18 protein-coding genes and 1 pseudogene are annotated in these 21421 nt (G+C 69.5%); 14 read left to right on the top strand and 5 right to left on the bottom strand.

Translation table 11 applies throughout. From position 1 onward, the window contains the following. Positions 1 to 513: 513 nt before the first annotated feature. The 5 genes from ACSLTV_RS34725 to ACSLTV_RS34705 form a co-directional block, all read right to left on the bottom strand. Positions 514 to 813: a hypothetical protein gene (locus tag ACSLTV_RS34725; RefSeq protein ID WP_432158921.1), complete on the bottom strand. Its 300-nt coding sequence runs from the start codon at positions 811 to 813 to the stop codon at positions 514 to 516. Next, the gene (locus ACSLTV_RS34720) at positions 806 to 5557 is read right to left on the bottom strand and encodes a putative T7SS-secreted protein (protein WP_432158922.1); all 4752 of its coding nucleotides are present in this window, start codon (positions 5555 to 5557) and stop codon (positions 806 to 808) included. The genes ACSLTV_RS34725 and ACSLTV_RS34720 overlap by 8 nt, the downstream gene beginning before the upstream one ends. After that, positions 5550 to 6119: a hypothetical protein gene (locus tag ACSLTV_RS34715; RefSeq protein ID WP_432158923.1), complete on the bottom strand. Its 570-nt coding sequence runs from the start codon at positions 6117 to 6119 to the stop codon at positions 5550 to 5552. The genes ACSLTV_RS34720 and ACSLTV_RS34715 overlap by 8 nt, the downstream gene beginning before the upstream one ends. After that, a complete protein-coding gene (locus tag ACSLTV_RS34710) occupies positions 6116 to 6640 on the bottom strand; it encodes a hypothetical protein (RefSeq protein ID WP_432158924.1) in 525 nt (174 codons plus the stop codon). The genes ACSLTV_RS34715 and ACSLTV_RS34710 overlap by 4 nt, the downstream gene beginning before the upstream one ends. 113 nt (positions 6641 to 6753) lie before the next feature. After that, positions 6754 to 8463: a chitinase gene (locus ACSLTV_RS34705; protein WP_435613591.1), complete on the bottom strand. Its 1710-nt coding sequence runs from the start codon at positions 8461 to 8463 to the stop codon at positions 6754 to 6756. Positions 8464 to 8723: 260 nt separating this feature from the next. Here ACSLTV_RS34705 and ACSLTV_RS34700 point away from each other — a divergent pair. The 14 genes and pseudogenes from ACSLTV_RS34700 to ACSLTV_RS34635 form a co-directional block, all read left to right on the top strand. Continuing rightward, positions 8724 to 9503 (top strand): annotated as a pseudogene (locus tag ACSLTV_RS34700) (hypothetical protein); the annotation flags it as partial. Positions 9504 to 10013: 510 nt separating this feature from the next. Continuing rightward, positions 10014 to 10721 carry a Flp pilus assembly protein CpaB gene (gene cpaB / locus ACSLTV_RS34695; protein ID WP_435613590.1) on the top strand — a complete coding sequence of 236 codons (708 nt, stop codon included), beginning with the start codon at positions 10014 to 10016 and terminating at the stop codon, positions 10719 to 10721. Between the two features lie 12 nt (positions 10722 to 10733). Continuing rightward, complete coding sequence (locus tag ACSLTV_RS34690; protein ID WP_432134744.1) at positions 10734 to 11960, top strand: AAA family ATPase; 1227 nt, start codon at positions 10734 to 10736, stop codon at positions 11958 to 11960. A gap of 5 nt (positions 11961 to 11965) precedes the next feature. Continuing rightward, positions 11966 to 12334, top strand: a complete 369-nt coding sequence (locus tag ACSLTV_RS34685; RefSeq protein ID WP_432134745.1) for a TadE/TadG family type IV pilus assembly protein — start codon at positions 11966 to 11968, stop codon at positions 12332 to 12334. Positions 12335 to 12512: 178 nt separating this feature from the next. Further along, positions 12513 to 12809 (top strand): TadE/TadG family type IV pilus assembly protein, encoded by a 297-nt coding sequence (locus ACSLTV_RS34680; protein WP_432134849.1) that lies wholly within the window; start codon positions 12513 to 12515, stop codon positions 12807 to 12809. Between the two features lie 62 nt (positions 12810 to 12871). Next, on the top strand, positions 12872 to 14209 hold the full coding sequence (locus tag ACSLTV_RS34675; protein ID WP_435613589.1) for a CpaF family protein: 1338 nt from the start codon (positions 12872 to 12874) through the stop codon (positions 14207 to 14209). Positions 14210 to 14294: 85 nt separating this feature from the next. After that, entirely contained in the window at positions 14295 to 15236 is a 942-nt protein-coding gene (locus ACSLTV_RS34670) for a type II secretion system F family protein (protein WP_435613588.1), read from the top strand. A gap of 15 nt (positions 15237 to 15251) precedes the next feature. Next, positions 15252 to 16139 (top strand): DUF5936 domain-containing protein, encoded by an 888-nt coding sequence (locus tag ACSLTV_RS34665; RefSeq protein WP_435613587.1) that lies wholly within the window; start codon positions 15252 to 15254, stop codon positions 16137 to 16139. A gap of 492 nt (positions 16140 to 16631) precedes the next feature. Next, positions 16632 to 17936, top strand: a complete 1305-nt coding sequence (locus ACSLTV_RS34660) for a sensor histidine kinase (protein ID WP_435613592.1) — start codon at positions 16632 to 16634, stop codon at positions 17934 to 17936. Continuing rightward, positions 17933 to 18700 carry a response regulator gene (locus tag ACSLTV_RS34655; protein ID WP_435613586.1) on the top strand — a complete coding sequence of 256 codons (768 nt, stop codon included), beginning with the start codon at positions 17933 to 17935 and terminating at the stop codon, positions 18698 to 18700. Before ACSLTV_RS34660 ends, ACSLTV_RS34655 begins: the two co-directional genes overlap by 4 nt. A 114-nt stretch (positions 18701 to 18814) precedes the next feature. Further along, positions 18815 to 19012, top strand: a complete 198-nt coding sequence (locus ACSLTV_RS34650) for a hypothetical protein (protein WP_432134751.1) — start codon at positions 18815 to 18817, stop codon at positions 19010 to 19012. Continuing rightward, positions 19009 to 19614, top strand: coding sequence for a pilus assembly protein TadG-related protein (locus ACSLTV_RS34645; protein ID WP_432134850.1), 606 nt, complete (start codon positions 19009 to 19011; stop codon positions 19612 to 19614). The genes ACSLTV_RS34650 and ACSLTV_RS34645 overlap by 4 nt, the downstream gene beginning before the upstream one ends. Positions 19615 to 19636: 22 nt before the next feature. Continuing rightward, positions 19637 to 20221 carry a hypothetical protein gene (locus ACSLTV_RS34640; protein ID WP_432134752.1) on the top strand — a complete coding sequence of 195 codons (585 nt, stop codon included), beginning with the start codon at positions 19637 to 19639 and terminating at the stop codon, positions 20219 to 20221. A 7-nt stretch (positions 20222 to 20228) separates the two neighbouring features. Next, the gene (locus ACSLTV_RS34635) at positions 20229 to 20840 is read left to right on the top strand and encodes an OmpA family protein (protein WP_435613585.1); all 612 of its coding nucleotides are present in this window, start codon (positions 20229 to 20231) and stop codon (positions 20838 to 20840) included. Positions 20841 to 21421: the final 581 nt, after the last annotated feature.

Here is a 21421-nt window from a genome sequence, read left to right as displayed (position 1 = left end):
TACGTGGGTGCCGAGGCGGATGCACTTCGTTCCCTCATCACGGAGGGGTCAACCCAGCTGGGGCACCGGCCCTGTTTGTGGCTGCCGGGAGACACGGTTCCGTTTCGTGGTCGGTGTCTTCGATCTCATGAAGCACGTCAACAGGCTTCCTTCGTCCTGCCTCAGCGGAAGTCGCCACCGAACTGCCTGTGCCATTCACCCTTTGAGTAAGTCGGCCACCTATGAGCGGAGTTCGGAAAAAGTTCCTCCGGCGGTATGCATTCAATCCAGCGACGTGTCCAAGAGTGACGTGGCCGGTCGACATCAGCTCAAGGACTGCGTGCGGCTCGGCCTCGAGGGCCGAGCTGTCTGTCCCGACCGTTGCGGTCGCCGAAAGCGGCGTCGCCAACGCTGAGGCCTGAGCGGGCGAGTGGGCGCCCAAGGCAGCCACAGCTGATCGACGCCTTCCTGCCATCCGTCTATCGAACTCGCCGAGTTCAACCGGCGGGCAGGAAGCTACTCCGTTCGCATCTCTCAGATGGTCTCATGGAGCGTTGTCAGTAGAATCCCTGGCGTCAGATTTTTGGCATCTTCTCCCTGTAGGGTGACTTTAGCGGAATGGACTGTGTCCAATTGTTCGACATCTTTGCCGTACCATTTGATGTTCGTCAGTGTGAGGGGAGCGGAGCCCCTCTTCTCCCCGCCTGATGGCTCAACGACGAACCTCATTCCCAGCCTTGCAGTTCCTTGGAGGCAGCGAACGACACACACCGTCGTCCTCTCGGCGATGTTCGGAAGAACGTCCAAGACGCTTAGCTTTGTACCCTCAGTCACGCCGGTGAGCCTCCTCGACGAATCGTGCGATCTGTTCTGGTGAGAGTTTCGGTACCTCATATTCAAGCAGCGGATCTATATCACCCTTGGTGACGCGCCTCGGGATGTGTATGTCGAATTCTGAAAGTATGTCTCTCGCGATCGTGGCCGGTATCCGTGCTGAAGCTCGGGATGATAGTTCGGATGGGCTGAGCTCAATCGGCCATTCCATTTCGCGCGCAATATACCCTTCATGTACGGGGATGCCGTCCAACGCCCTACGGGGATAGATTTCCACGACCGCTTCTCCGAACGTCTCGACATGCGTTGCGAATACCGCTGCTACGCCGGGATCCGACGACGTGGGCGTGATTCCGTGTCGCTGCACACCCGGGCTGCCAACGAATCCGCGAGTCGTTCCCCGGAAAAGATGTTCGGGGCAGGGGGACAAGCCGAACGGATCGACTGTCTCATGAGGGTTCGGAACGTAAACCGATGGGTTGGGTGCAGGGGCGAGCCCGAGCGGGTCCGGCGTGAGATACCTCGCCGTTTCAGGGTCATAGTGGCGGAAGTAATTGTAATGGAACCCTGTTTCCGGATCGTAGTACTGGCCCGGGAACCGCAGGGGTATGTACGTAGTACTGCTGGCCGTCCAGGCAGTCGTGCCCCACAGCGTCGAGCGACTGCGCCAGGCGATCTCGCCCTGCTCGTCCAGGAGTTCACTGGGAGTTCCTACGAGGTCGGTGACGATGGAGAAGAAACGGGAGTCGATTTCCTGCTGAGATGCATCGGCGGCGGTAATGCGTTCCGTCTGGGTGAGGGGGCGCAGACCTTGGTGGTCCCAAGTCAGGGTGACTGGGTTCGGCAGGTCGTCGGAGACCGTGGTCTGTTCGCACAGCGTCGTGCCGTCCCAGGTGAAGACGACGCGCTCGACGACCGAGTCGCCGCCGTCCGCCGCGGCACGGGTTTTCGCCGTGCGGCGCCCCAAAGGGTCGTAGGTGTAACGCCAGCGCGTGCCGTCCGGAGTCGTCACCGACGTCAGGCGGTCTTCGACGTCCCACTCGTAACGCCAGGTCTCCGGCTTGCGGGACAGGCGGGTCTTCTGGCGCAGGACGATGCGGCCGAGTTCGTCGTGTTCGTAGCGGACACCACCGGCCCGTTTGATGCGGCTCCCTGCGTACGTACGGGTGCCTGTGGCCTCCCTGCCCGGGTGGTCCGCAGGCCAGTCCGCCTGTGTCTGGTTGCCCGCCGCGTCGTAGGCGTACGTCTCCGACCAGTCCGCCGCACGGACCGCCGTGACCCGGCCCGTCGCGTCCAGGTCGAAGCGGCGAGAGCCGCCCAGCTGATCGTCGACGCCGATCAGATTGCCGTCAGCACGGTAACTGTAGGCGCGATGCTGGACTCTGCGGCCCGCTGCACCGATCACGGACTGGTCGGTCATACGGCCCAGTTCGTCGAAGACGTGCTCCAGGGTGACCGTGTCACCGACTCGACGGGTGCGCTCACGCCCCGCCTCGTCGTAGGAGAAGGCGACCGATCGACCCGAGACAACCATTCCAGCGGGACGCCCTGCCGCGTCGTACGACCACGTGGTCGTCGCCCCCGTCGGAGTGGTGCGGCCCGTCTGACGTCCCCACTCGTCGTAGGTGTACGCCAGGGTCCGTCCATCGACTGTCTCCGACCGCAGCCGTCCGAATCGGTCGCGTAGCGACACAAGCGTCGTACCGTCCGGCCCGGTCGCCTGCGCTAGCTGATCGGTCATGTCGTAGGCGTACGTTGTGACCTTGCCGTCGGCGTCCTTGCGGACCGTCTGTCCCAGTTCGTTGCGTTCGAAGGTCACCACCTGACCCAGCGCGTTCGTGCGGGAGGCAAGGTGACCGGAGGCGTCATAGGTGTAGGAGAGCGGGCGGTCGTCGAAGTCCGTTTCTCTGGCGAGGCGTCCTGCCGGGTCGTACTCGTAGCACCATGTCAGTCCTTGCGGATTGGTCACCCGGGTCAGGCGGAGCTCTGTGTCGTGCTCGAATGTGTATCGGACTCCATCCGGACCTGTTCGGGCGCTGAGCAGGTCGAAGTGCGTGTACTCGAAGCGGGTGATGCCGCCCGAGGGGTCTGTGTGCCGGGTGCAGTTGCCCTCTCCGTCGTACGTCCAGGATTCGGTTGTGCCATCGGGGTGCGTACGCCGAGAGAGGCGGCCCTCCACCGTCCACTCGAGACGGGTCATCGAGCCGCTGGGGTCCGTGACGGTGACGGGACGGCCGAAGGCATCGCGTTCATAGCGTGTGACAGCTCCCAGAGGGTCCCTGATCGTCAAGGGAAGGCCCGCACGGTCGCGTACGACGGTTGTGGTGTTGCCCAGAGGGTCGGTGAGTGTGCCGAGGTGCCCCGCCTCGGAGTACGCGAAGTGAGCCGTGTTTCCCGCCGAGTCGGTCACCGAGATCCGGTTGCCCCGGTCGTCGTAGGCCTGGCGCACCACGGTGCCGTCAGTCCTGACCAGCTTTGTCGGAAGACAGTGTTCGTCGTACTCGGCATGCGCCGCGCGCCCGTCCGGGCGCGTCACGGAGAGCAGATTCCCCGACTCGTCATAGCGGAACGATGTGGTGTTGCCGAGGGTGTCCGTCTGTGCCATCAGGCGGTTGTAGCGGTCGCGCTGATACTGGACCGTCTGCCCCAGCGGGTCGGTTTCGGCGATCACCTGGAGACGTTCGTTGACGAGATAGCGGCTCCTGTGGCCGAGGGAATCGGTGACGGTGGTGGTCCCGTGGCCCTGGGCCTGGTCCATGGGCTCGTAGGTGAACATCGACCTCTGGTGCCCGGCAGCGCCGGACTGTTCCGTGCAGCGGTCCTGGTCGTCGTAGACGTAGGTGAAGTGGCTGCCGTTGGTGTCGGTCCACGACACGATGCGTCCGTGTCCGTCGTAGCCGAAACGCAGCGGCCTGCCGGAGGAGTTGACGACCTCCGTGAGATGTCCACCGGAGTAGCTGTATCGCATCAGTTCGATGTCGGAGCCGTCTGAGGCCGCCCCGGCCAGCCGTACGGCGGTGATGCGTCCCTCATCGGTCGTGAACAAGAGCCGGTAGCCGCCGCTGTGCGTGATCGACCGGAGCGCGTCGGTGCCTGCCTCGTAGTCGAAGGCGATCCAGTTCCCATTGCGGTCCTCGATCTCCTCAAGACGGCAAAGCGCGTCTCCCCGATCGGAGAAAACCCGCACCTGGCCCGAAAGAGGGTCGGTGAGGGTGTAGCCGTCTTCTGTACGATCGAGCGGCCATCGAGGGCCATGGGTGGGCAGCGTCGGGACTCCGGGCGCCGGGTGCGGGTAGCTGAGGACCAGACCGTCCTCGCCCACGAAGACGACCCCTTGGGCGTCGATCTCCAGCCGCTGGTCAAGCGTCGAGGACCATGTGGGACCGAACCACCCACCCAGTCGGTACGAGGACTCGAAAGAGCGCTTGACCACAAGGGGCAGGCTTCCGGGCAGAGCCACGTCGGCCTGTGCGAGAACCATGCGGCCTGTCGCCACATCAACGGGATCCTTCACACAGACCTTCGCACCTGGTGGGCGGGAGACGTCATCGGCGCTGTTCTCGACAACATCTCGGCCCCCTCTGCGCAGCCCGCTCTGCACCGCCTCCTCGGCGCTCTTCCGTACGGTTGCCCTGACCCCGCCCCGGGCCAGCCCCGTGCCCTTGCTGCCGATTAGGTCGGGGATCAGTCGGCCGACGCCCTCGGACGGGTCCTTCTTGAAGGTCTCGTACACCTCCTTCACCACGGGGTCCGGGTTCATGGCGGTCGATGTCACACCGGCGAGCGTCATGTTGACGTTCTCGAAGTACTCCGCCGGATGGGCGAGGTTGTACGGGTCGACCATGCTCATGCTGCGGCCGTAATTGAACAGGCCGGCTGTGCCCTTGACCGCGCCGCCCACCAGGTGGGTGACCTCCGTGCCCTGGCCCACCAGGAGGTCGGACCCGTTGATGAAGAGGCGTTCCGTGATCGAGGGCTCGGCCGGGGCGTGCTGAAGGGCGGCGCGTACGGAGGCCGCCGCGGTGCGGCCCGCCTCGTTGCGCTGCCGCCGGGCTTCCTCGAGGACCTCATAGGCCCGCCCGACGTCCGCCTTGCCCGGGTCCTGGAAGGGGCCCGGTTCGGGGCCCGGGTCCTCGCCGGCCATCGCCTTGGCGTTGTAGGAGGTGACCTTCTCGTTGTACGCATCCGCCGCTTCGTCGGACGCCTTCCTGCCTTTCCTGTAGAGGCCGATGGCGTCCTGCGCCTGGCCCTGCGCCCACGCGACGGTGTCTGCGTAGGAGTCGAGTGCCTTGGCCGCCGCCTCGCAGGCGTCCGCGGCGTGCAGCCACTTGGTGGGATGCATGGCGAACTTCTCACGGAAGGTGTCGGCCGCCTCGCCCTTCCACTGGCTGGAATCCAGCTTGCGCATGCCCTCGCCGACCTTGCCGAAAGCGGTGTGGAAGTCCTTGAGGTGCTTGACGCTCTCCCGGATGCGGGCCGGGTTGCCGTGGACCAGCTCGTTCGCTTCCTCGGTGTCGCCCAGTTGTTCCTCGCCCGGGGCCGCGCCGAGGGCGGAGGCGAGGCCGTCGCCGAAGTCCTCCACCTTGTCAGCGAGATCCTCCGCACCGACGTAGTCCAGGACGTCCCCGGCGACGTCCGTGCCCTTGTCGATGCCCTCACCGACGAGCTCCTTGCCGCCTTCGTAGAGCTCTTCACCCTTGCCCAGAACGCCGTCGACAGCGCCCTTCCAGTTCCAGTCACCCATCTGTCGGGGTCTTCCCTTGCCAGGTCCGGGGGTCGAGCGAGTCGCCGGGGTCGAGAGAGGAGGACTTCACATCGTCGGCCGTACTCCGCCAGATCTCCTTGCTGTTGTCCCACGATTCCTCGAAGGACTTGTCGCTCCAGTCCGTGCCGGCGAGCGCGTGATGGGAGGCGATGTCGCTCCAGCTCATCCTGCTCACCTCGCCCTCCGACAGGTGCGGGTTGCCGATCACCGAGTTCACCGCGACCTTGAGCGTCCCTCCGACGTACTGGTCGTATTCGTAGAACGTTCCTGCCGACAGCCCGACGGCCTTTGCGAAGGCGCTGCCCTCGTGTACCAGGTTCCGGACACCGAAGTCCCAGCGCTCGCAGAACGAAGCCAGGGCTGAGGTCAGCTCGCCGTGGCCCAACTCAAGGCCAGTCAGCTCGAGATCGGAGAAGCCGCGGCCCGTTGCCGCGTCACCGGTCGAGCCGATCTCCCTGAGTTCGTCGAGTGCTCCGGTGATGCCTTGGGCGATCAGGCCCAGGCCCAGTGCCTGCAGGTCCATTCCAGTGCCGTCACTCATGTATGCGATCCCCCGTTCCAGTCCGTCTCGTCGGAGACGACATCACTGTCCACCGCCGCCGAGTCCGGCACGATGCCGCTCACCGGCGGGAACAGCAGACCCTCCCCGTCCGTCCCGGCGTCCAGCGCCACCCCGTACGGGACCGGCATCGCGGGGATCACCGCGTCCAGCAGCCGAGCCCCGAGCACCCGGTCGTAGTCCCACTCCCGGGATGCCTCGCCTCTCGATGCGGCGAACCCGGCCAGCATGGCCTCGTTCGAGAAAGCGAGGATCCATCGGACGCCACCGAAGTCGGCCGTCAACGGGGCGCCGTCGGCACTCAGAGGCAACAGGACCGCCGTACGCCGGAACTCGCCCAGGCAGGCAGCGGCTTGACGGCGGCGAAGACGGTAGCTTCCGTCCTCGGACGCGGTATCGGCGTCGGAAGGCGGGTCGGGCATGTCCACCGAAGGCGCTGACGTGGTCTTCTGGCGTGCGGGGCCGGTCACCCAGGTGTACTCGTCCAGAACGGATCTGGGCATCGCCCCCTCCGGACCACCGCCCCCTTGATCAACCATGCCCGGAATCATCACACCAGCACATTGCCGATCGCAACGCGGACCCGCCGGTGAGCGGGTCCGCGGTGCGGGTCGGTCTACGGCAGGGCGTGGACGTGGGGGCCCACCGTGTTGGACCAGGTGTTGCCCGCCGTGGCGTCCCAGTTGGTGGACCAGGTCATGGCGCCGCGGAGGCCGGGATAGGTGCGGGAGGGTTTGAAGGTGCCGCAGTTGGTGGCTCGGGTCAGGCAGTCGAGGGCGTTGTTGACGACGGTGGGGGAGACGTAGCCGCTGCCCGCGCCGCGGGTCGACGCGGGGACGCCCAGGCCCACCTGGGAGGGGGAGAGGCCGCCCTCCAGCTGGATGCAGGCGAGGGCGGTGAGGAAGTCGACCGAGCCCTGGCTGTAGACCTTGCCGTCGCAGCCCAGCATGGAACCGCTGTTGTAGTACTGGGTGTTGACGACCGTGAGGATGTCCTTGATGTTCAGGGCGGTGCGGAAGTACCCGCCCGACGTCGACTGCATGTCGATGGTCTGCGGAGCCATCGTGATGACCAGCGAGGGGCCCGCCTTCTGCGAGAGCGAGCGCAGCGCCTGCGTCATGTAGGTCGCGTCGAGGCCGTTCTCCAGGTCGATGTCCACGCCGTCGAAGCCGTAGGTCTGCATCAGCGCGTGGACGGAGTCCGCGAAGTTCGCCGCGGACGTGGCGTCGTTGACCGACACGGTGCCGCGCTCACCGCCCACCGAGATGATCACCTTCTTGCCGGCAGCCTGCTTGGCGCGGACGTCCGCCTTGAACTGGTCGACGGTGTAGCCGCCGAGCCCGGCGGAGTCCAGGGCGAAGGTCACCGCGCCCGGCGTGGTCGTCGCGTCCGCGAAGGCCACCGCGATGATGTCGTACTGGGACTGCACGTCGGCGAGCCGCTGGACGGTGGCCCCGTTGTCGAAGTTCTGCCAGTAGCCGGTCACCGCGTGCTTGGGCAGCGACCCCCCTCCGCCGCCACCGGTGCCGGCCGTCGTCGCCGTCACCGGCGCAGACTTCGGCGACTCACCGGCCGAGTTCACCGCCGTGACCTGGAAGGAGTACGAGGTGGAGGACGCGAGACCGGTCACCGTCGCCGTGGTGCCGGTCACCGCCGTGACCTTCGTGCCGTCGCGGTAGACGGCGTACCCGGTCGCACCGGAGACGGCGGGCCAGGACAGGGAGACGGACGAGGACGTGGTGCCCGAGACGGCGACCCCGCTGGGCGCGCCGGGGATCGTCGGGGTGGGGTCGCCGCCCCCGCCGCCGTCGGGACCGTAGACCGAGACGTCGTCGGCGAGGTAGGCCGCCTGCCCGTACCAGCCGTGCAGGTACACCGTCACCGAGGTGGTGGACGCGCCGGTGGTGAAGGTCGTCGACAGCTGCTTCCACGTCGTGGTGTCGGGCGTCCAGGTGGACACGTCGGTGGTCCCGGTGCCGGTGGCGCCCAGGTAGGTGTAGCCGCCCTGCACCCAGGCGCTCAGGGTGTACGTGGAGTCGGGCCGGACGGCGACGGTCTGGGTGCAGCGGGCGTTGTCCTGCCCCGCCGGGGTCGCCTTCAGCGCGGCCGTGCCGCCGTGCACCGGGGAGGACACCGTCGTGCCGCTGCCCGCCGAGCAGGTCCAGCCGGTGAGACCTGCCTCGAAGCCGGCGTTCTTCGCGTTGTTGAGGTCCGCGGCGGACGCCTGAGCCGCGCCCGCCAGGGAGAGGGTGAGTGCGGCGGTGACCGCCGCCGACCAGAACCGTGTCGTTCTGCTGGTCCGTGCCGAACCGTTGTGTGGGGACATGACAACAAGTTGGTCCAGACCAATTGAGTTGTCAAGGGGGTGCAACATGCCCTGGTATGTGCACACTTGGGGTGAGGGGGCGCGAAGACAGTTCCTTCCTAGTCACCGAAAGTTGTTCTCCGGCCACAGGGGCGTGGATACAGTGCTGAGGTAGTCACGCAATGAAGTCACCCCGGTGCGCCGGAGTAACACCGGTGGGCCGGACCGCGGGAATCGGGGAGCTGCGCGTGCCAACTGCCATTGCCGTGACCGGCGTCGACATGGCGCTGCCGCCGCAGGACGAGCGGACGCTGCCCGCCGCCGTGCTCGCCGACCTGGACCGCCAGCCGCTGGAACAGTCCGTGGCCGCCGTCCAGACCCTCATCGAACAGTACGGCCACGTCGTGGTCGTCTACTCCCGCGCCGTGCCACCCGCCGTGGAGCAGCGCCTGCACGCCGTGCGGTCCCTGCTGGAGAGCGACCGCGTCGCCCTGTTCCGGCCCGACCTGCCGCCCCTCGGGCTCGCCGTACTGGCCCGCCAGCTGCGCCAGCTCGCCTCCTGCGACCTCGGCCCCGGCGTCCTCGCCTGCGCGGGCCGGCTGCTCACCCACTACATCCACGCCGGCGCGCTCCTCGGCTCCGTCGCCCGCCTCGACCGCCTCCCCGTCAAACTGGCCTCGCACGCCCGCTCCTGGCTCCCGGGCAGCCAGTTCGCCGTACTGGCCCACCCGGAGCCGCAGTTGATCCGGGCCGCACCGGGGGTCCCGTTGCCCGGGCCGGAGTTCGGCACCTGGCTCCTGGTCGGCAAGGGCCAGCTGCCACCCGAGTGGGTCACCGACACCCTCGCCCCGGCCTGGCGCCCCCAGGGGCTCCGGGAGGTCGCCGCGCCCGCCGAGTCCGCCGTCTGGTGGGGCACCGGCAAGCTCGTCGAGTTCTGCGCCTATCTGCCCGACCTCTCCGTCCTCTACCAACTGGTCACCTCGGTCAGACAGACCACCTGTCACTGGTGCGGCCTCGACGTCATCGGCGACCGCTGCGTCTTCTGCTCCGCGACCACGCCGCCCGCCGCCGAGGCATCCGTACGACAACACGCGGGACCTGCGCACGCGACGCCGTACGGGTCGCCGTACGGACCCCGGGTCGGGGTGGCCCGCGGGCAACAGGCCGCGGTGCCTCACGGGCAACAGCCCGCGGTGCCTTACGGGCAACAGGCCGCGACGCCGTACGGTCCGCCGTACGGGCCCCGGGGCGAGGCGCCCTACGGGAGCCAGGGCGGGGCGCCCCACGGGCCCCAGGCAGGACCCGGTGCCGCGCGGGCCGTCCCGCCCGCACGCCCCGTGCGCGCGCTGACGGCGGGCGACTGAGCCCCGCCCCGGCCGCGTCCGCCCCGGCTCCCGCAGACCCGGCCCGGCCGGCCTCGGTCACCCGCACCACCCGCACCACCCGCACCACCCGCACCACCCGCACCACCAGCACCACCCGCTCCAGCTGCTGCACTCGCTCCACCCGCCCGACCCGCACCCCCGCACCGGCCCCGCTCGCCCCGACCCCCAACGAGGTTGCACAGGTCCATGAACTCCCGTCAGCGCCGCGGCGTGATCCTCCTGCTCCTGTCGGTGGTGTGCGCCCTCGGCGCGTTCGCCGGCGTGCTCTCCGTCATAGACGACGTGGAGTCCAAGGTCGGCCCCGAAGTGACCGCGTACCGGCTGAAGACCGAGGTCAAGCCGTACACCGCGCTGAGCAGGGACCAGTTCGAGAAGATCGAGATGCCCGAGCGCTGGCTGTCCGAGAACGCGGTGCGCGACCTCGCCGAGATCCGCGGCAAGATCGCCGTGACCACCCTGCACGAAGGCTCCCTGCTCCAGCGCGACATGGTCGTCGACCAGCCCGCCCTGCGCCCCGGCGAGCAGGAGGTCGCCATCATGATCGACGCGGCCACCGGAGTCGCCGGCAAGATCACCCCCGGCTCCGACGTCAACGTCTACGCCACCTTCGAAGGCGCCCGGGACGGCGACCCCGACGTATCCAAGATCATCGTGACCAACGCCCGCGTCCTCGACGTCGGCAGGATCACCGCGCTGCGCCCCGACGCCGACGACCGGGCCCGCCAGGCCACCGACGCCGTCCCCATCACCTTCGCGCTGTCCACGCTCGACGCCCAGCGCATCACCTACGCCGAGTCGTTCGCCAAGCGCGTCCGCCTCGCGCTCGTGGCGCCGGGCGGCGACACCACGGTCCCGGAGCAGGACCGCACCTACCAGCTCGCCAAGGACAAGTGAGAGGCGGCCGCCATGCCCACGAGGATCCTGCCGGCCGTCGGCGACCCCGACGCGGCCCGCTCGCTCACCACTCTGCTCAGCCAGCTCCCCGAAGCCGAACCCGTCCCCCCGGTCACCGACTCCACCCAGCTCGTCGACACTCTCGCCCGCCTCGCCGCCGAGTCGGTCGACGAACTCCCCGAAGTGGTCGTCGTCCACGAACGCATCGGCCCGGTCCCGGCGCTGGAACTGGTCCGCGACGTCGCCCTGCGCTTCCCGGCCGCCGGTGTCATCCTCCTGACCACGGACGCCTCGCCCGGCCTGTTCTCCGCCGCCATGGACGCCGGCGCCCGCGGCCTGGTCACCCTGCCCCTCGACTACGAGCAACTCGCCAGCCGCGTCCAGGCCGTGACCCAGTGGTCGGCCGGCGTACGCCGCCACCTCGGTCACGGCACGGAGGTGTTCACCGGCGCCGGCGGCACCGTCGTCACCGTCAGCGGCGCCAAGGGCGGCGTCGGCACCACCCTCACCGCCGTCCAACTGGCCCTCGCCGCCCAGGCGTCCGGGCAGGAGACGGCCCTGGTCGACATGGACCTGCAGACCGGGGACATCGCCTCCTACCTCGACGTCCAGTTCCGCCGCTCCGTCGTCGACCTCGCGGCCATCACCGACATCACCCCCCGTGTCCTCGCCGAGGCCGTCTTCCGGCACGACAGCGGCGTCGCCCTCCTCCTCGCCCCCGGCGAGGGCGAACGCGGCGAAGAAGTCACAGACCGGGCCGCCCGGCAGGTCGTGAGCGCCCTGCGCTCCCGCTACGACGTCGTCGTCATCGACTGCGGCGCCCAGCTCGGCGGGGCCGGCGCCGCCGCCGTGGAGATGGCCGACCGGGCCCTGCTGGTCACCACCCCGGACGTGGTCGCCGTACGCGGCGCCAAACGCACCGTCCGCATGTGGGACCGGCTGCAGGTCCGCAAGGCGGAGGAGACCACGGTCGTCGTCAACCGTCACAGCCGCGCCACCGAGATCCAGCCCGCCCTCATCCAGAAGATCACCGGCACCGGCGTCGCCGCGACCACCGTCCCCGCCCACTTCAAGGAACTCGCCGCGGCCGTCGACTCCGGCCGCGTGCACACCCTCGACCCCAAGGGCCAGGTACGGCAGGCGCTCTGGGCGCTCGCCGGGGAGCTGGGGCTGGTCAAGGCGCCCGAGACCGCCCTCGTCCGCAGGGGTGCGACCGGCTTCCGCAGGCGTAAGGAGTGATCGGAATGCGTGTGCGCGGCGACCGGGGCCAGGTCACCGTCGAGTTCCTCGGCATGACCCCGCTGATCATCCTCACACTGGTACTGGTGTGGCAGTTCGTGCTGGTCGGCTACACCTTCACGCTCGCCGGGAACGCCGCCGACGAGGCGGTACGGGCGGGCACGGCCGCCTCCCCCGGCGAACGCCAGGGTGCCTGCGAGACGGCGGGCCTGGCCGCGCTGCCCGACGCCTGGTCCGGCCGGGTCACCTGCTCCGGCGAGGGCTATGTGACCGCCGAGGTCACGCTCCGCGTCCCGGTCCTCTTCCCCGGCTCGATCGGCTTCCCCTTCGAGGTCGAGGGCCACGCGGGGGCCGTGGAGGAGGCGAAGCGCTGAGATGCCGTACAACAGCGGGCACGGACCACTCGCGGGAGGCGGCGGGCGCGGTCGGCCCGGACCACTTGTGGGAGGCGGCGGGCGCGGTCGGCCCGGACCCTATGCCGGGGGCGGGCGACGCCGTCGGCCAGGCGGGTGCCGCGACCGGGGCCAGGCCGCCCTCGAATACCTCGGCTTCCTGCCCGTCCTAATCCTCGTGGCGATGGCCGGCGTCCAGCTCGGCCTGATCGCCTACGCCGCCCAGCAGGCCGGCACCGCCGCACGGGCCGGCGCGCGCGCCGCGTCGCTCGACCGGAGCGCCCAGGAGGGCTGCGAGACCGCGGTCAGCGGCTGGCTCGCCGACGGCGTCAGCTGCGCCGAGTCGTACGGCGGCGACGAGGTCACCGTCACCGCGACCGTCCAGATCCCCTCGGTCGTGCCCGGCTGGGACTTCGACCCCGCCCGCAAGTCCGCCACCATGCCGCTCGACCGCTGAACGAGGAGCCACCGGATGAACGCCCGGACGCACGACCCGATGCACGAGGAGTCACCGGAGCCATGAGCCTGAGGTCACGCATCACCTCCCCCGAGGAGAACGGCAGCCGGGGCGAGGACGGTCACCTGGTCGCCACCTACCGGGCGAAACTGCTGGAGGAGATCGACCTCGCGGAGATGAGCGCGCTGGCGGCGGCCGAGCGCCGGGCACGGCTGGAACGCGTCCTCGGGCACATCATCAGCCGCGAGGGCCCGGTGCTGTCGACCGCGGAGCGCGCCCAGCTGATCCGCCGCGTCGTCGACGAGGCGCTCGGCCTCGGCATCCTGGAACCGCTGCTGGAGGACGCGTCGATCACCGAGATCATGGTGAACGGCCCCGACACGATCTTCGTCGAACGTGCGGGCCGGGTCGAGCAGCTGCCCCTGCGCTTCGCGTCGACGGACCAGCTGATGCAGACCATCGAACGCATCGTGTCGACCGTCAACCGCCGCGTCGACGAGTCCAACCCGATGGTCGACGCACGGCTGCCGTCCGGCGAGCGCGTGAACGTCATCATCCCGCCGCTGTCCCTGACCGGCCCCATCCTCACCATCCGCCGCTTCCCGCGCTCCTTCACCCTCCACGAACTCGTCGGCTTCGGCTCGCTCGACGAGCACATGCTGTTCCTGCTGGCCGGCCTGGTACAGGCCAAGTTCAACGTGATCGTGTCCGGTGCGACGGGCACCGGCAAGACCACCCTGCTGAACGCCCTCTCCGGACTCATCCCGGAGGGCGAACGCATCATCACCATCGAGGACTCCGCCGAACTCCAGCTCCAGCAGCAGCACGTGATCCGGCTGGAGGCCCGCCCCCCGAACGTCGAGGGCAAGGGCCGCATCACCATCCGCGACCTGGTCCGCAACTCCCTGCGGATGCGCCCCGACCGGATCGTGGTCGGCGAGGTCCGCGGGGGCGAGTCCCTCGACATGCTCCAGGCCATGTCCACCGGCCACGACGGCTCCCTCGCCACCGTCCACGCCAACAGCGCCGAGGACGCGCTCACCCGCCTGCAGACCCTCGCCTCCATGTCGGACGTGGAGATCCCGTTCATCGCCCTGCACGACCAGATCAACAGCGCCGTCGACGTCATCATCCAGCTCACCCGCTTCGCGGACGGCGCCCGCCGCGTCACGGAGATTGCGCTCCTCGACAGCCACGGCGGCGACCCGTACCGGCTGGCCACCATCGCCCGCTTCGACGCACAGCCGATGACGGCCGACGGCCGCATCCACGGGGCCTTCCGCTGCTTCCCGCTGCCGCGCCGCACCGCCGAACGCCTCTACATGGCCGGGCAGCCCGTCCCGCAGGCGTTCGGGGTGGCGCGCACGGCGGACGACCTCGCGACGCGGGAGGCACGGTAGTGGACTGCCGCCCCCGCAAGCGCCGGAGTCAGCACCACAGGCACCCCCACACGCCCCGGTGGGCAGGGAGAGAGGCAGCAGACCCATGGACCTGGACCTGATCACGTTCACCACGGGAGTCACCCTCCTGGCCTGCGCCCTGGTGGTCGCGGGCGTCCAGGCGTACGCCTCGGGCCGCGCCCAGCAGGCAGACCTCGTGGCCCGCCTGAACCACACGGGCTGGCTCCCGCCCACCGGTCGCCCGCGCCGCTTCCGCGCCCTGGACCGCCGAATCCGCCGTACGAGAGCCGGGCGGGCCCTGGAGCGCAAGCTGGCGGCGACCGGCCTGGACGTGACGCCGGGCGAGTTCACGGCGTACCTGCTGGCCGGTGTCGCCGGGCTGTGGCTGGTGGGGCAGGCGGCCCTGGCGCCCTTCTTCGGGCCGATCGCCGCACTGCTGGGTGTGTGGACGGCGTGGCAGTTCCTCACCTGGCAGCGCCAGAAACGCATCGAGCGGTTCATCAACCAGCTCCCCGAACTGTCCCGCATCCTCGCCAACGCCACCCACGCCGGCCTCGCCCTCCGCACCGCGATCGGCATGGCGGCGGAGGAGCTGGAGGCCCCGGCCGGCGAGGAACTGTCCAAAGTGGCGGACCAGTTGGCCGTGGGCCGGTCGATGGACGAGGCACTCGGCGAACTGGCGGACCGCCTCCCCTCCCGCGAACTGGTCGTCCTGGTCACGACGCTGGTCCTGTCGAACCGCGCGGGCGGCCAGGTCGTGGCGGCCCTGCGCAACCTGACGGAGACGCTGGAGGAACGCAAGGAGACCCGGCGCGAGATCCGCACTCAGCTCTCCCAGGTGAACATGACCTCGTACGCGGTCCCGGTACTGGGCCTCGGCTCGTTGTTCCTCATGAACGGCGTGAAGGACGGCGCCCTGGAACGCATGACGGGCTCACCGCTCGGCCAGGCCGCGGTGATCGCCGCCTTCGGGCTGTACGCCGTCGGCTTCGTCCTCATCCGCCGCATGTCCCGTATCGACGTCTGAGAGGAGGGACGACCGATGGGCCTGATCCTCGCCCTCCTCATGGGCCTCGGCGTGTGGGGTGTCTTCGCAGGCATCCGCATGTACCGGGCCGACGCCAAACTGCCCCCCGACCTCGCGCTCGCCCTGGAGGTCGGCGCCACCCGCACCGGCGCGGTGGACTCTCTCGTCGACCGGCTCGGCATGCGGTACGCACCCGCCGTACTGCGCCTGATGGGCCCGAAGCAGGTCGCCAGATACCGCAGGAAGATCGACCTCGCCGGCAACCCGGGCGGCCTCACCATCGACCGCTACGCGGCCCGCCGCGCCGTCTACGGCGCCCTCGGCGGCGTCGGCGGCCTGGTGTTCCTGCTACGGGGCCAGTGGTTGGTGGCGCTGCTGATGCTGGCGTTCGGCGCGCTGTGGACGGAGGTCGGCATCTGGTCCGCGATGCGGGTCCGCAAGGACGTCATCGAGCGGACCCTGCCGGACTTCCTCGACGTCCTGGCGGTGGTGGTCAGCGCCGGCCTCGGCTTCCGCCAGGCACTCGACCGTGTCGCCGTCCACTACGAGGGCCCGTGGGCGGACGAACTGCGCATCACCCTGCGCCAGATGGACCTCGGTATGAGCCGCCGCCAGGCCTTCGCCGAGCTGCGGCGCCGCAACGACTCCGAGCAGGTGGCCATGTTCGTCACGGCCCTCCAGCAGGGCGAGGAACTGGGCGCCCCCATCGTCGAGACGCTCGTCGCCCTGGCCAAGGACATGCGCCGCACCGACGCGCAGAACGCCCGCCGCAAGGCCGCGCGGGCCGTCCCCCGGGCCACGCTGGTCATCACCACCTTCATGGTCCCGGCCACCATGCTGCTGCTCGGCGCGGGCCTGCTGCTGGGCTCGGGCACCGACTTCGGCACGATCACGGGCGAGTAGGGGTAAGGCCATGGGACGGACGCCGGGCGCGACCGCGGGGGGCAGAACAGGGGACACGGGGGCAGAACAGGGGACGGGGTGGTGAAGATGCTCGCAATCGCTCGGCGCCTGGGCCGGAACCGCATCCGGCGCTGGGGCCGGGGCCGGGCCCGGGGCCTCGGTGAGGGGTGGAGCCGCAGGGCGGCCGGGCCGCTGCCCGGGACCGGCAGGCGCTGGGGCAGGAGCACGGCCACGCCGCCCGGGACCGGCAGGCAGTGGGGCAGCACCGCATCACAGCCCGACGGGCCCGCGACCGCTCCCGCGGTGGTGCCTGCTCCCGCGCCCGCGGCCGTTACCGCTTCTGAGCCCGCCCTTCTGCCCGACCCTGGGCTCGTCCCCTTTCTCGCTCCCCTTCGCGCTTCACGGCGCGCTCCCCTTCTCGCCTCCCGGCCCGCCCCGCTTCTCGCCTCCCGGCCCGCCCCCCTGTCCCTCCAGGTGAACGCCCTGCAGGCGATGTGCCGGCAGGTCTTCGGCTTCCGGCTGGCGATGATCGCGCTTGCCGCCCCGTCGGCCCTGCTCAACGCAGCGCCCGGACTGGGCGTGCGCCTGGTGGGCGCCGCGGTCGTCGTCACGGTCATGGCCTCGTACGCCCTGTTCCGCGACTGGGAACGCCTCGGCCCCCTCCTCCTGCGCCACCCGTCCCTCCTCGCCGCGGACACCCTCATCGGTTCCCTGCTCCTGATCTCGGCGGGTCCCGACACCACGCTGGCGTACGTCAGCGTCTGCACCCCGCTGCTGGCAGGCATCGTCTACGGCTGGCGGGGCGCCGCCTGCTTCGCCTCGCTCCAGTCGCTGATCCTGCTGCTGGTCCATGCCACCCTGGACCAGACGGCCCACCCGAGCGTGGCGGAACGCCTGCTGCTGCCCGGCTTCTGCGTCATCACCGGGGCGGTCGGCTCCACCCTGCGCGGCTTGATGCTCCGCTTCGGCGAGGCGACGGAGACCCTGACGAAGGTGCGGGCCCGCCTGGCCGCCACCGAGGCCACCCAGGCCGAACGAGCACGCCTGGCCCGTGAGATGCACGACTCGGTGGCCAAGACCCTGCACGGCGTGGCCCTGGCGGCCGAGGCGCTGGCCCACACCGCGAACGCCCCCCACGCCGACCCGGAGCGACTGCGCGAACAGGCGGACCTGGTGGCACGTGCCGCCCGCAGGGCGGCGGCGGAGTCGAGGGACTTGCTGACCGACCTGCGGACGGAGGAGACGACGGCGTCCGTGACCCCTGTACTGCCGCAACTGGCGGCCGCGGTGGCCGCCTTCGAAGCCCGGACGGGCATGACGACGAGCTACCACGCCCCCGGACCGGCAGCGGCGCCGACTCTGCCCCACCCGACGGCCCACGACCTCGTGGCGATCACGGAGGAGGCGCTGGAGAACGCCTACCGCCACGCGGGCGGTACCCGGGTGGACGTGTGGGTGAACCTCCGCAACGACGACACGCTGACCCTGCGCGTGCGTGACGACGGCCGGGGCCTGCCGCAGGACACGACACTCGACGCACTGCGCGAGTGCGGACGCTTCGGCCTGCTGGGCATGACGGAACGGGCGGCGACGATGGGCGCGACGATCGACTTCGGGCCCGCACCCGCCGGCGGCGGCCGAGGCACGGAGGTACGCCTGGACCTGCCCCTGCCACATCGCTCCCGCAACGACGACAGTGACGGTGACCGCCGCGACCGGGCCCGGAACCGGAACCGAAACCGCGAACGGCGCAGAGACCGGGCGGCCCGGGGCCGAAAGACAGGAGCGACGACATGACCTGGCCGCAGCCGCAGCCGCAGCCGTTGCGGGTCGTGATCGCGGACGACAACCCGGTGGTCCGCGCGGGCCTGGCAGCCCTCCTCACCGCGCACGACGACATCGCCGTCGTGGCGGAGGCGGCGACCGGCCGCGAAGCATGCGAGGTGACGGCGGTGCACCGCCCCGACGTGGTCCTCCTGGACGTCCGTATGCCGGAGGTGGACGGCCTGAGCGCCCTTCCGTACCTGGTGGACATGGCGCCGGTCCTGATGCTGACGTACAGCGGGGAGGCCGAAACCGTCCAGGAGGCACTGCGCGCGGGCGCGGGCGGCTACCTGGTGCACGGCGAGTTCACGACGGACCAACTCCTCACGGCGGTACGCGACACCGTACGCGGCCGACCCCACCTGACCCCGACCGCAACCGACGCGCTGCTCACCCACCTAAAAGCACCAGGCGCAAGTGCAACTGCACACAACAGCCATGAACACCCCCAGAAATTAAGGCTAATTACCTTCAACCAGCTTTCGCGATCGCAACTACCTATGGCACAGTCGAAGCCCGGGGGGCCAGGGAGTGCTCCGGATCCACTGAGGGCCCGACTCAGCGCGAGGGAGGCGGAGATCATGGACCTCATCGCGTCCGGCATGAACAACCACGAGATCGCCGCCGCCTGCTTCATCGCCGAGAAGACGGTCAAGAACCACATCAACCGCATCTTCGCCAAACTCCACAGCGCCAGCCGCGCCGAGGCGACCGCCAAGTGGCTGGAGGCCCGATGACCTCCCACCTGGGCCCAAGCTGGGCCCGACTTTGGGCCCCCGGCCCCTCGCCCACCCACCCCCCGACCGGCTACCTTCCCCCCGCCGGCACCATGACCAGCGGAGGGGACCCCCATGACCAACTGGCTCAGCACCACCCTCACCACACTCCGCACCCGAGCCACCCGGGGGGACCAGGGGCAGACGGCGGTGGAGTATCTCGGGATCATCGCGGTGGTGGTGGCGATCGTGCTGGCCATCACCGGGACCAGCATCGGGCAGTCGATCTACGACGCGATCACCGCGAAGATCTCCGAAGTCACCGGCGGCTGACCCGCACGAGGCTGCGAGGCGACTCAGGGCAGGCTTTCCCCATCTACATCACGGTGGTGGCGGGCCTGCTCTTCCTCGCGTTCGCCTACCTGGCGGTCGGCCAGGCGGCAGCCAACCGGAACGGTGCTCAGACAGCGGCTGACGCCGCGGCGCTCGCCGCAGCCCAGGAGTTCCGGGACCAATTGGCGGACCAGTGGGTGGAAAACGTACTCGACCCGACGAAGTGGCAGGCCATCCTCGACGGCGAGGCACCGGCGCTGACGGATCCGTGCGGGCGCGCGTATGAGCTGGCGGCCCAGAACGACGCGACCGCGGAGTGCCATGAGGACGGACCACGTCGCTACGGCGTCGTGGCCACGACCAACAAGCCGGTCGGGGACAGCATCATCCCGGGCACGGAGAGCATGCGGTCGACGGCCACCGCCACCGCCGTGGTGGAGCCGCTCTGCGGATTCGAACCCCTCGGCGAGGGCGCCGCGGACGACGCACTGCCGCAACTGAGCTGCGAGGGTGGCGACTGGACGCTGGATCCCGACCATCTGACCCAGCTCCCGGAACCGCACGATCTCTTCGACGTCCACTTGGTGGCTGACAACGCATGACACGCGAGAAGGAAGCGCAGGCATGAGCATTCGGTTCACGACGAAGGCCCTCAGGGGCGTGGTCGCACTGACCGCCGTGGTCGGTCTGGCCCTCAGTGTGGCCGGCTGCGGTGGGGGCGAGGGGGGCGAGGACAAAGCGCAGAGCTCCCCGAGTGCGTCTCAGAGCGGCGGTGGTTCCCAGCCGAATGCTCAGGAAGGCCAGCCTCAGACGCCGATGGCGGAACTGAAGGGCTCAGACGGTCTGCTCTTCCAGATCACGTCCGCCGAGCGCGACTCCGGTGGTTTCGTCACGGTCAACGGCACTCTGAAGAACGAGGGAGCCAAGAGCGTCGTGGCACCGGCGGCCTTGAGCGGCAACGAGACGGAGATCGTACGGAACGGTCGTTCTCTGGGCGGCGCGACGCTCGTCGACTCCAAGAGCAAGAAGCGCTACTACGTGTTGCGGGACACGGACGGCAGACCACTCACCACCACCGGCTTCACCACCATCAAGTCCGGCGAAAGTCTGGCCGTCTTCATGCAGTTCCCGGCGCCCCCCTCCGACACGGCCGAGGTCAGCTTCCAACTGCCGACGTTCGCCGCGGCCACCATCCAGATCTCAGGGTGAGGCCACGATGACCCGCACCCGAGCGCTCGCCACAGCCGTGGTGCTCACCTGCCTCCTGACCACGCCCCCCGCCCGTGCCGCAGACGGCCCCAGCGTCCCCCCGGGCACCGAGCCCACCGCCACCGCGCCCGTCGAGGTCGACCCCAACGACCCGGACCTCAAGCTCCCGGAGGGCGCGACGCTGGCTGAGCCGAAGGTCCTGGACATCAAGCAGGTCGTGGAGGAACAGTCGGGAGACGAACGCCGGGAAGACACCAACGCGAACGTGAAGTTCGCCCTCCAGGCCGAAGTCCTCTTCGGCAAGGACAGCGCCCGCCTGAGCCCGGCCTCGCAGGCCCGCATCACGGCGATCGCCAAGGAGATCAAGGCCCAACAGGCCACCCGAGTCCGGGTCTTCGGCTTCACCGACAACCTGGGCTCCTCAGCCCACGGCGACGTCCTCTCCCGCCAACGAGCCAACGCCGTACAAGCCGCCCTCTCCAGCGCCCTGAACGACCCGAACATCACCTTCGAGGTCCGCGGCTACGGCGAGCAGTACCCCATCTCCGACAACTCCACGGAGTCCGGCCGCAAGAAAAACCGCCGAGTGGAGGTCACCTTCCAACGCGACCACAACTGACGTTCCTCAGCCAGCCCCCGCGCCTCTCGAAACCAGCCGGACAAGTATCTCGGCGTACGAACTCACAGATAATCTCCGCGATGAGGGCTCCCCGGTCAACTCCAACCGCTCGGCTGCGTCAAGCAGCTCGTGGATCAGGGCTTCCAGCGCCGCAGAGGCCGTGGACTCCGGAGCCGGCCCGCCCTCCGCTTCCTCACGTAGCAGTCGCGGCGGCATCGCCGTGCGATAAGCTCCCGGCGGCGGTGCCTGAGCACTGGCCGCCAAGGCCTGCTCAACCTGGCCAGTCACGGATGTGCCACACGTATGCATAGCTCGCGGCTGGGCAGTGTCGACACCACAATGGCCCACCGCCATGTCATTCAGGCGGTCGCGCTTCCTGGCCGCTTTCGTACCTGTCGCAGAACAGTTGGGCAGTGCAGGAGCTCTCCAAATGCTGGGGTCGAAATGTCGTATGCCACGCTTCTTGGCGGCGGTAGGGCTGGATCCTGCGGGAAGGCATCGTTTACGGGGAGAGCACCTATGAGCTCGTAACACGATCTTGTTGATCGGCCCTGGTCGGCCGTGACTGGTGTGACGATTCG

Origin of the sequence: Streptomyces sp. bgisy159 (assembly GCF_965341775.1) — a bacterium.
Classification (GTDB): Bacteria; Actinomycetota; Actinomycetes; order Streptomycetales; family Streptomycetaceae; genus Streptomyces.
This window is presented reverse-complemented; position numbering and strand designations above follow the sequence as displayed.

Coding starts and splice junctions, on each gene's coding strand:
- ACSLTV_RS34670 (WP_435613588.1), top strand. CDS start 14,295: ATGGACCTGGACCTGATCACGTTCACCACGGGAGTCACCCTCCTGGCC.
- cpaB (WP_435613590.1), top strand. CDS start 10,014: ATGAACTCCCGTCAGCGCCGCGGCGTGATCCTCCTGCTCCTGTCGGTG.
- ACSLTV_RS34655 (WP_435613586.1), top strand. CDS start 17,933: ATGACCTGGCCGCAGCCGCAGCCGCAGCCGTTGCGGGTCGTGATCGCG.
- ACSLTV_RS34685 (WP_432134745.1), top strand. CDS start 11,966: ATGCGTGTGCGCGGCGACCGGGGCCAGGTCACCGTCGAGTTCCTCGGC.
- ACSLTV_RS34675 (WP_435613589.1), top strand. CDS start 12,872: ATGAGCCTGAGGTCACGCATCACCTCCCCCGAGGAGAACGGCAGCCGG.
- ACSLTV_RS34650 (WP_432134751.1), top strand. CDS start 18,815: ATGACCAACTGGCTCAGCACCACCCTCACCACACTCCGCACCCGAGCC.
- ACSLTV_RS34710 (WP_432158924.1), bottom strand. CDS start 6,640: ATGCCCAGATCCGTTCTGGACGAGTACACCTGGGTGACCGGCCCCGCA.
- ACSLTV_RS34690 (WP_432134744.1), top strand. CDS start 10,734: ATGCCCACGAGGATCCTGCCGGCCGTCGGCGACCCCGACGCGGCCCGC.
- ACSLTV_RS34665 (WP_435613587.1), top strand. CDS start 15,252: ATGGGCCTGATCCTCGCCCTCCTCATGGGCCTCGGCGTGTGGGGTGTC.
- ACSLTV_RS34715 (WP_432158923.1), bottom strand. CDS start 6,119: ATGAGTGACGGCACTGGAATGGACCTGCAGGCACTGGGCCTGGGCCTG.
- ACSLTV_RS34720 (WP_432158922.1), bottom strand. CDS start 5,557: ATGGGTGACTGGAACTGGAAGGGCGCTGTCGACGGCGTTCTGGGCAAG.
- ACSLTV_RS34635 (WP_435613585.1), top strand. CDS start 20,229: ATGACCCGCACCCGAGCGCTCGCCACAGCCGTGGTGCTCACCTGCCTC.
- ACSLTV_RS34705 (WP_435613591.1), bottom strand. CDS start 8,463: ATGTCCCCACACAACGGTTCGGCACGGACCAGCAGAACGACACGGTTC.
- ACSLTV_RS34640 (WP_432134752.1), top strand. CDS start 19,637: ATGAGCATTCGGTTCACGACGAAGGCCCTCAGGGGCGTGGTCGCACTG.
- ACSLTV_RS34660 (WP_435613592.1), top strand. CDS start 16,632: ATGTGCCGGCAGGTCTTCGGCTTCCGGCTGGCGATGATCGCGCTTGCC.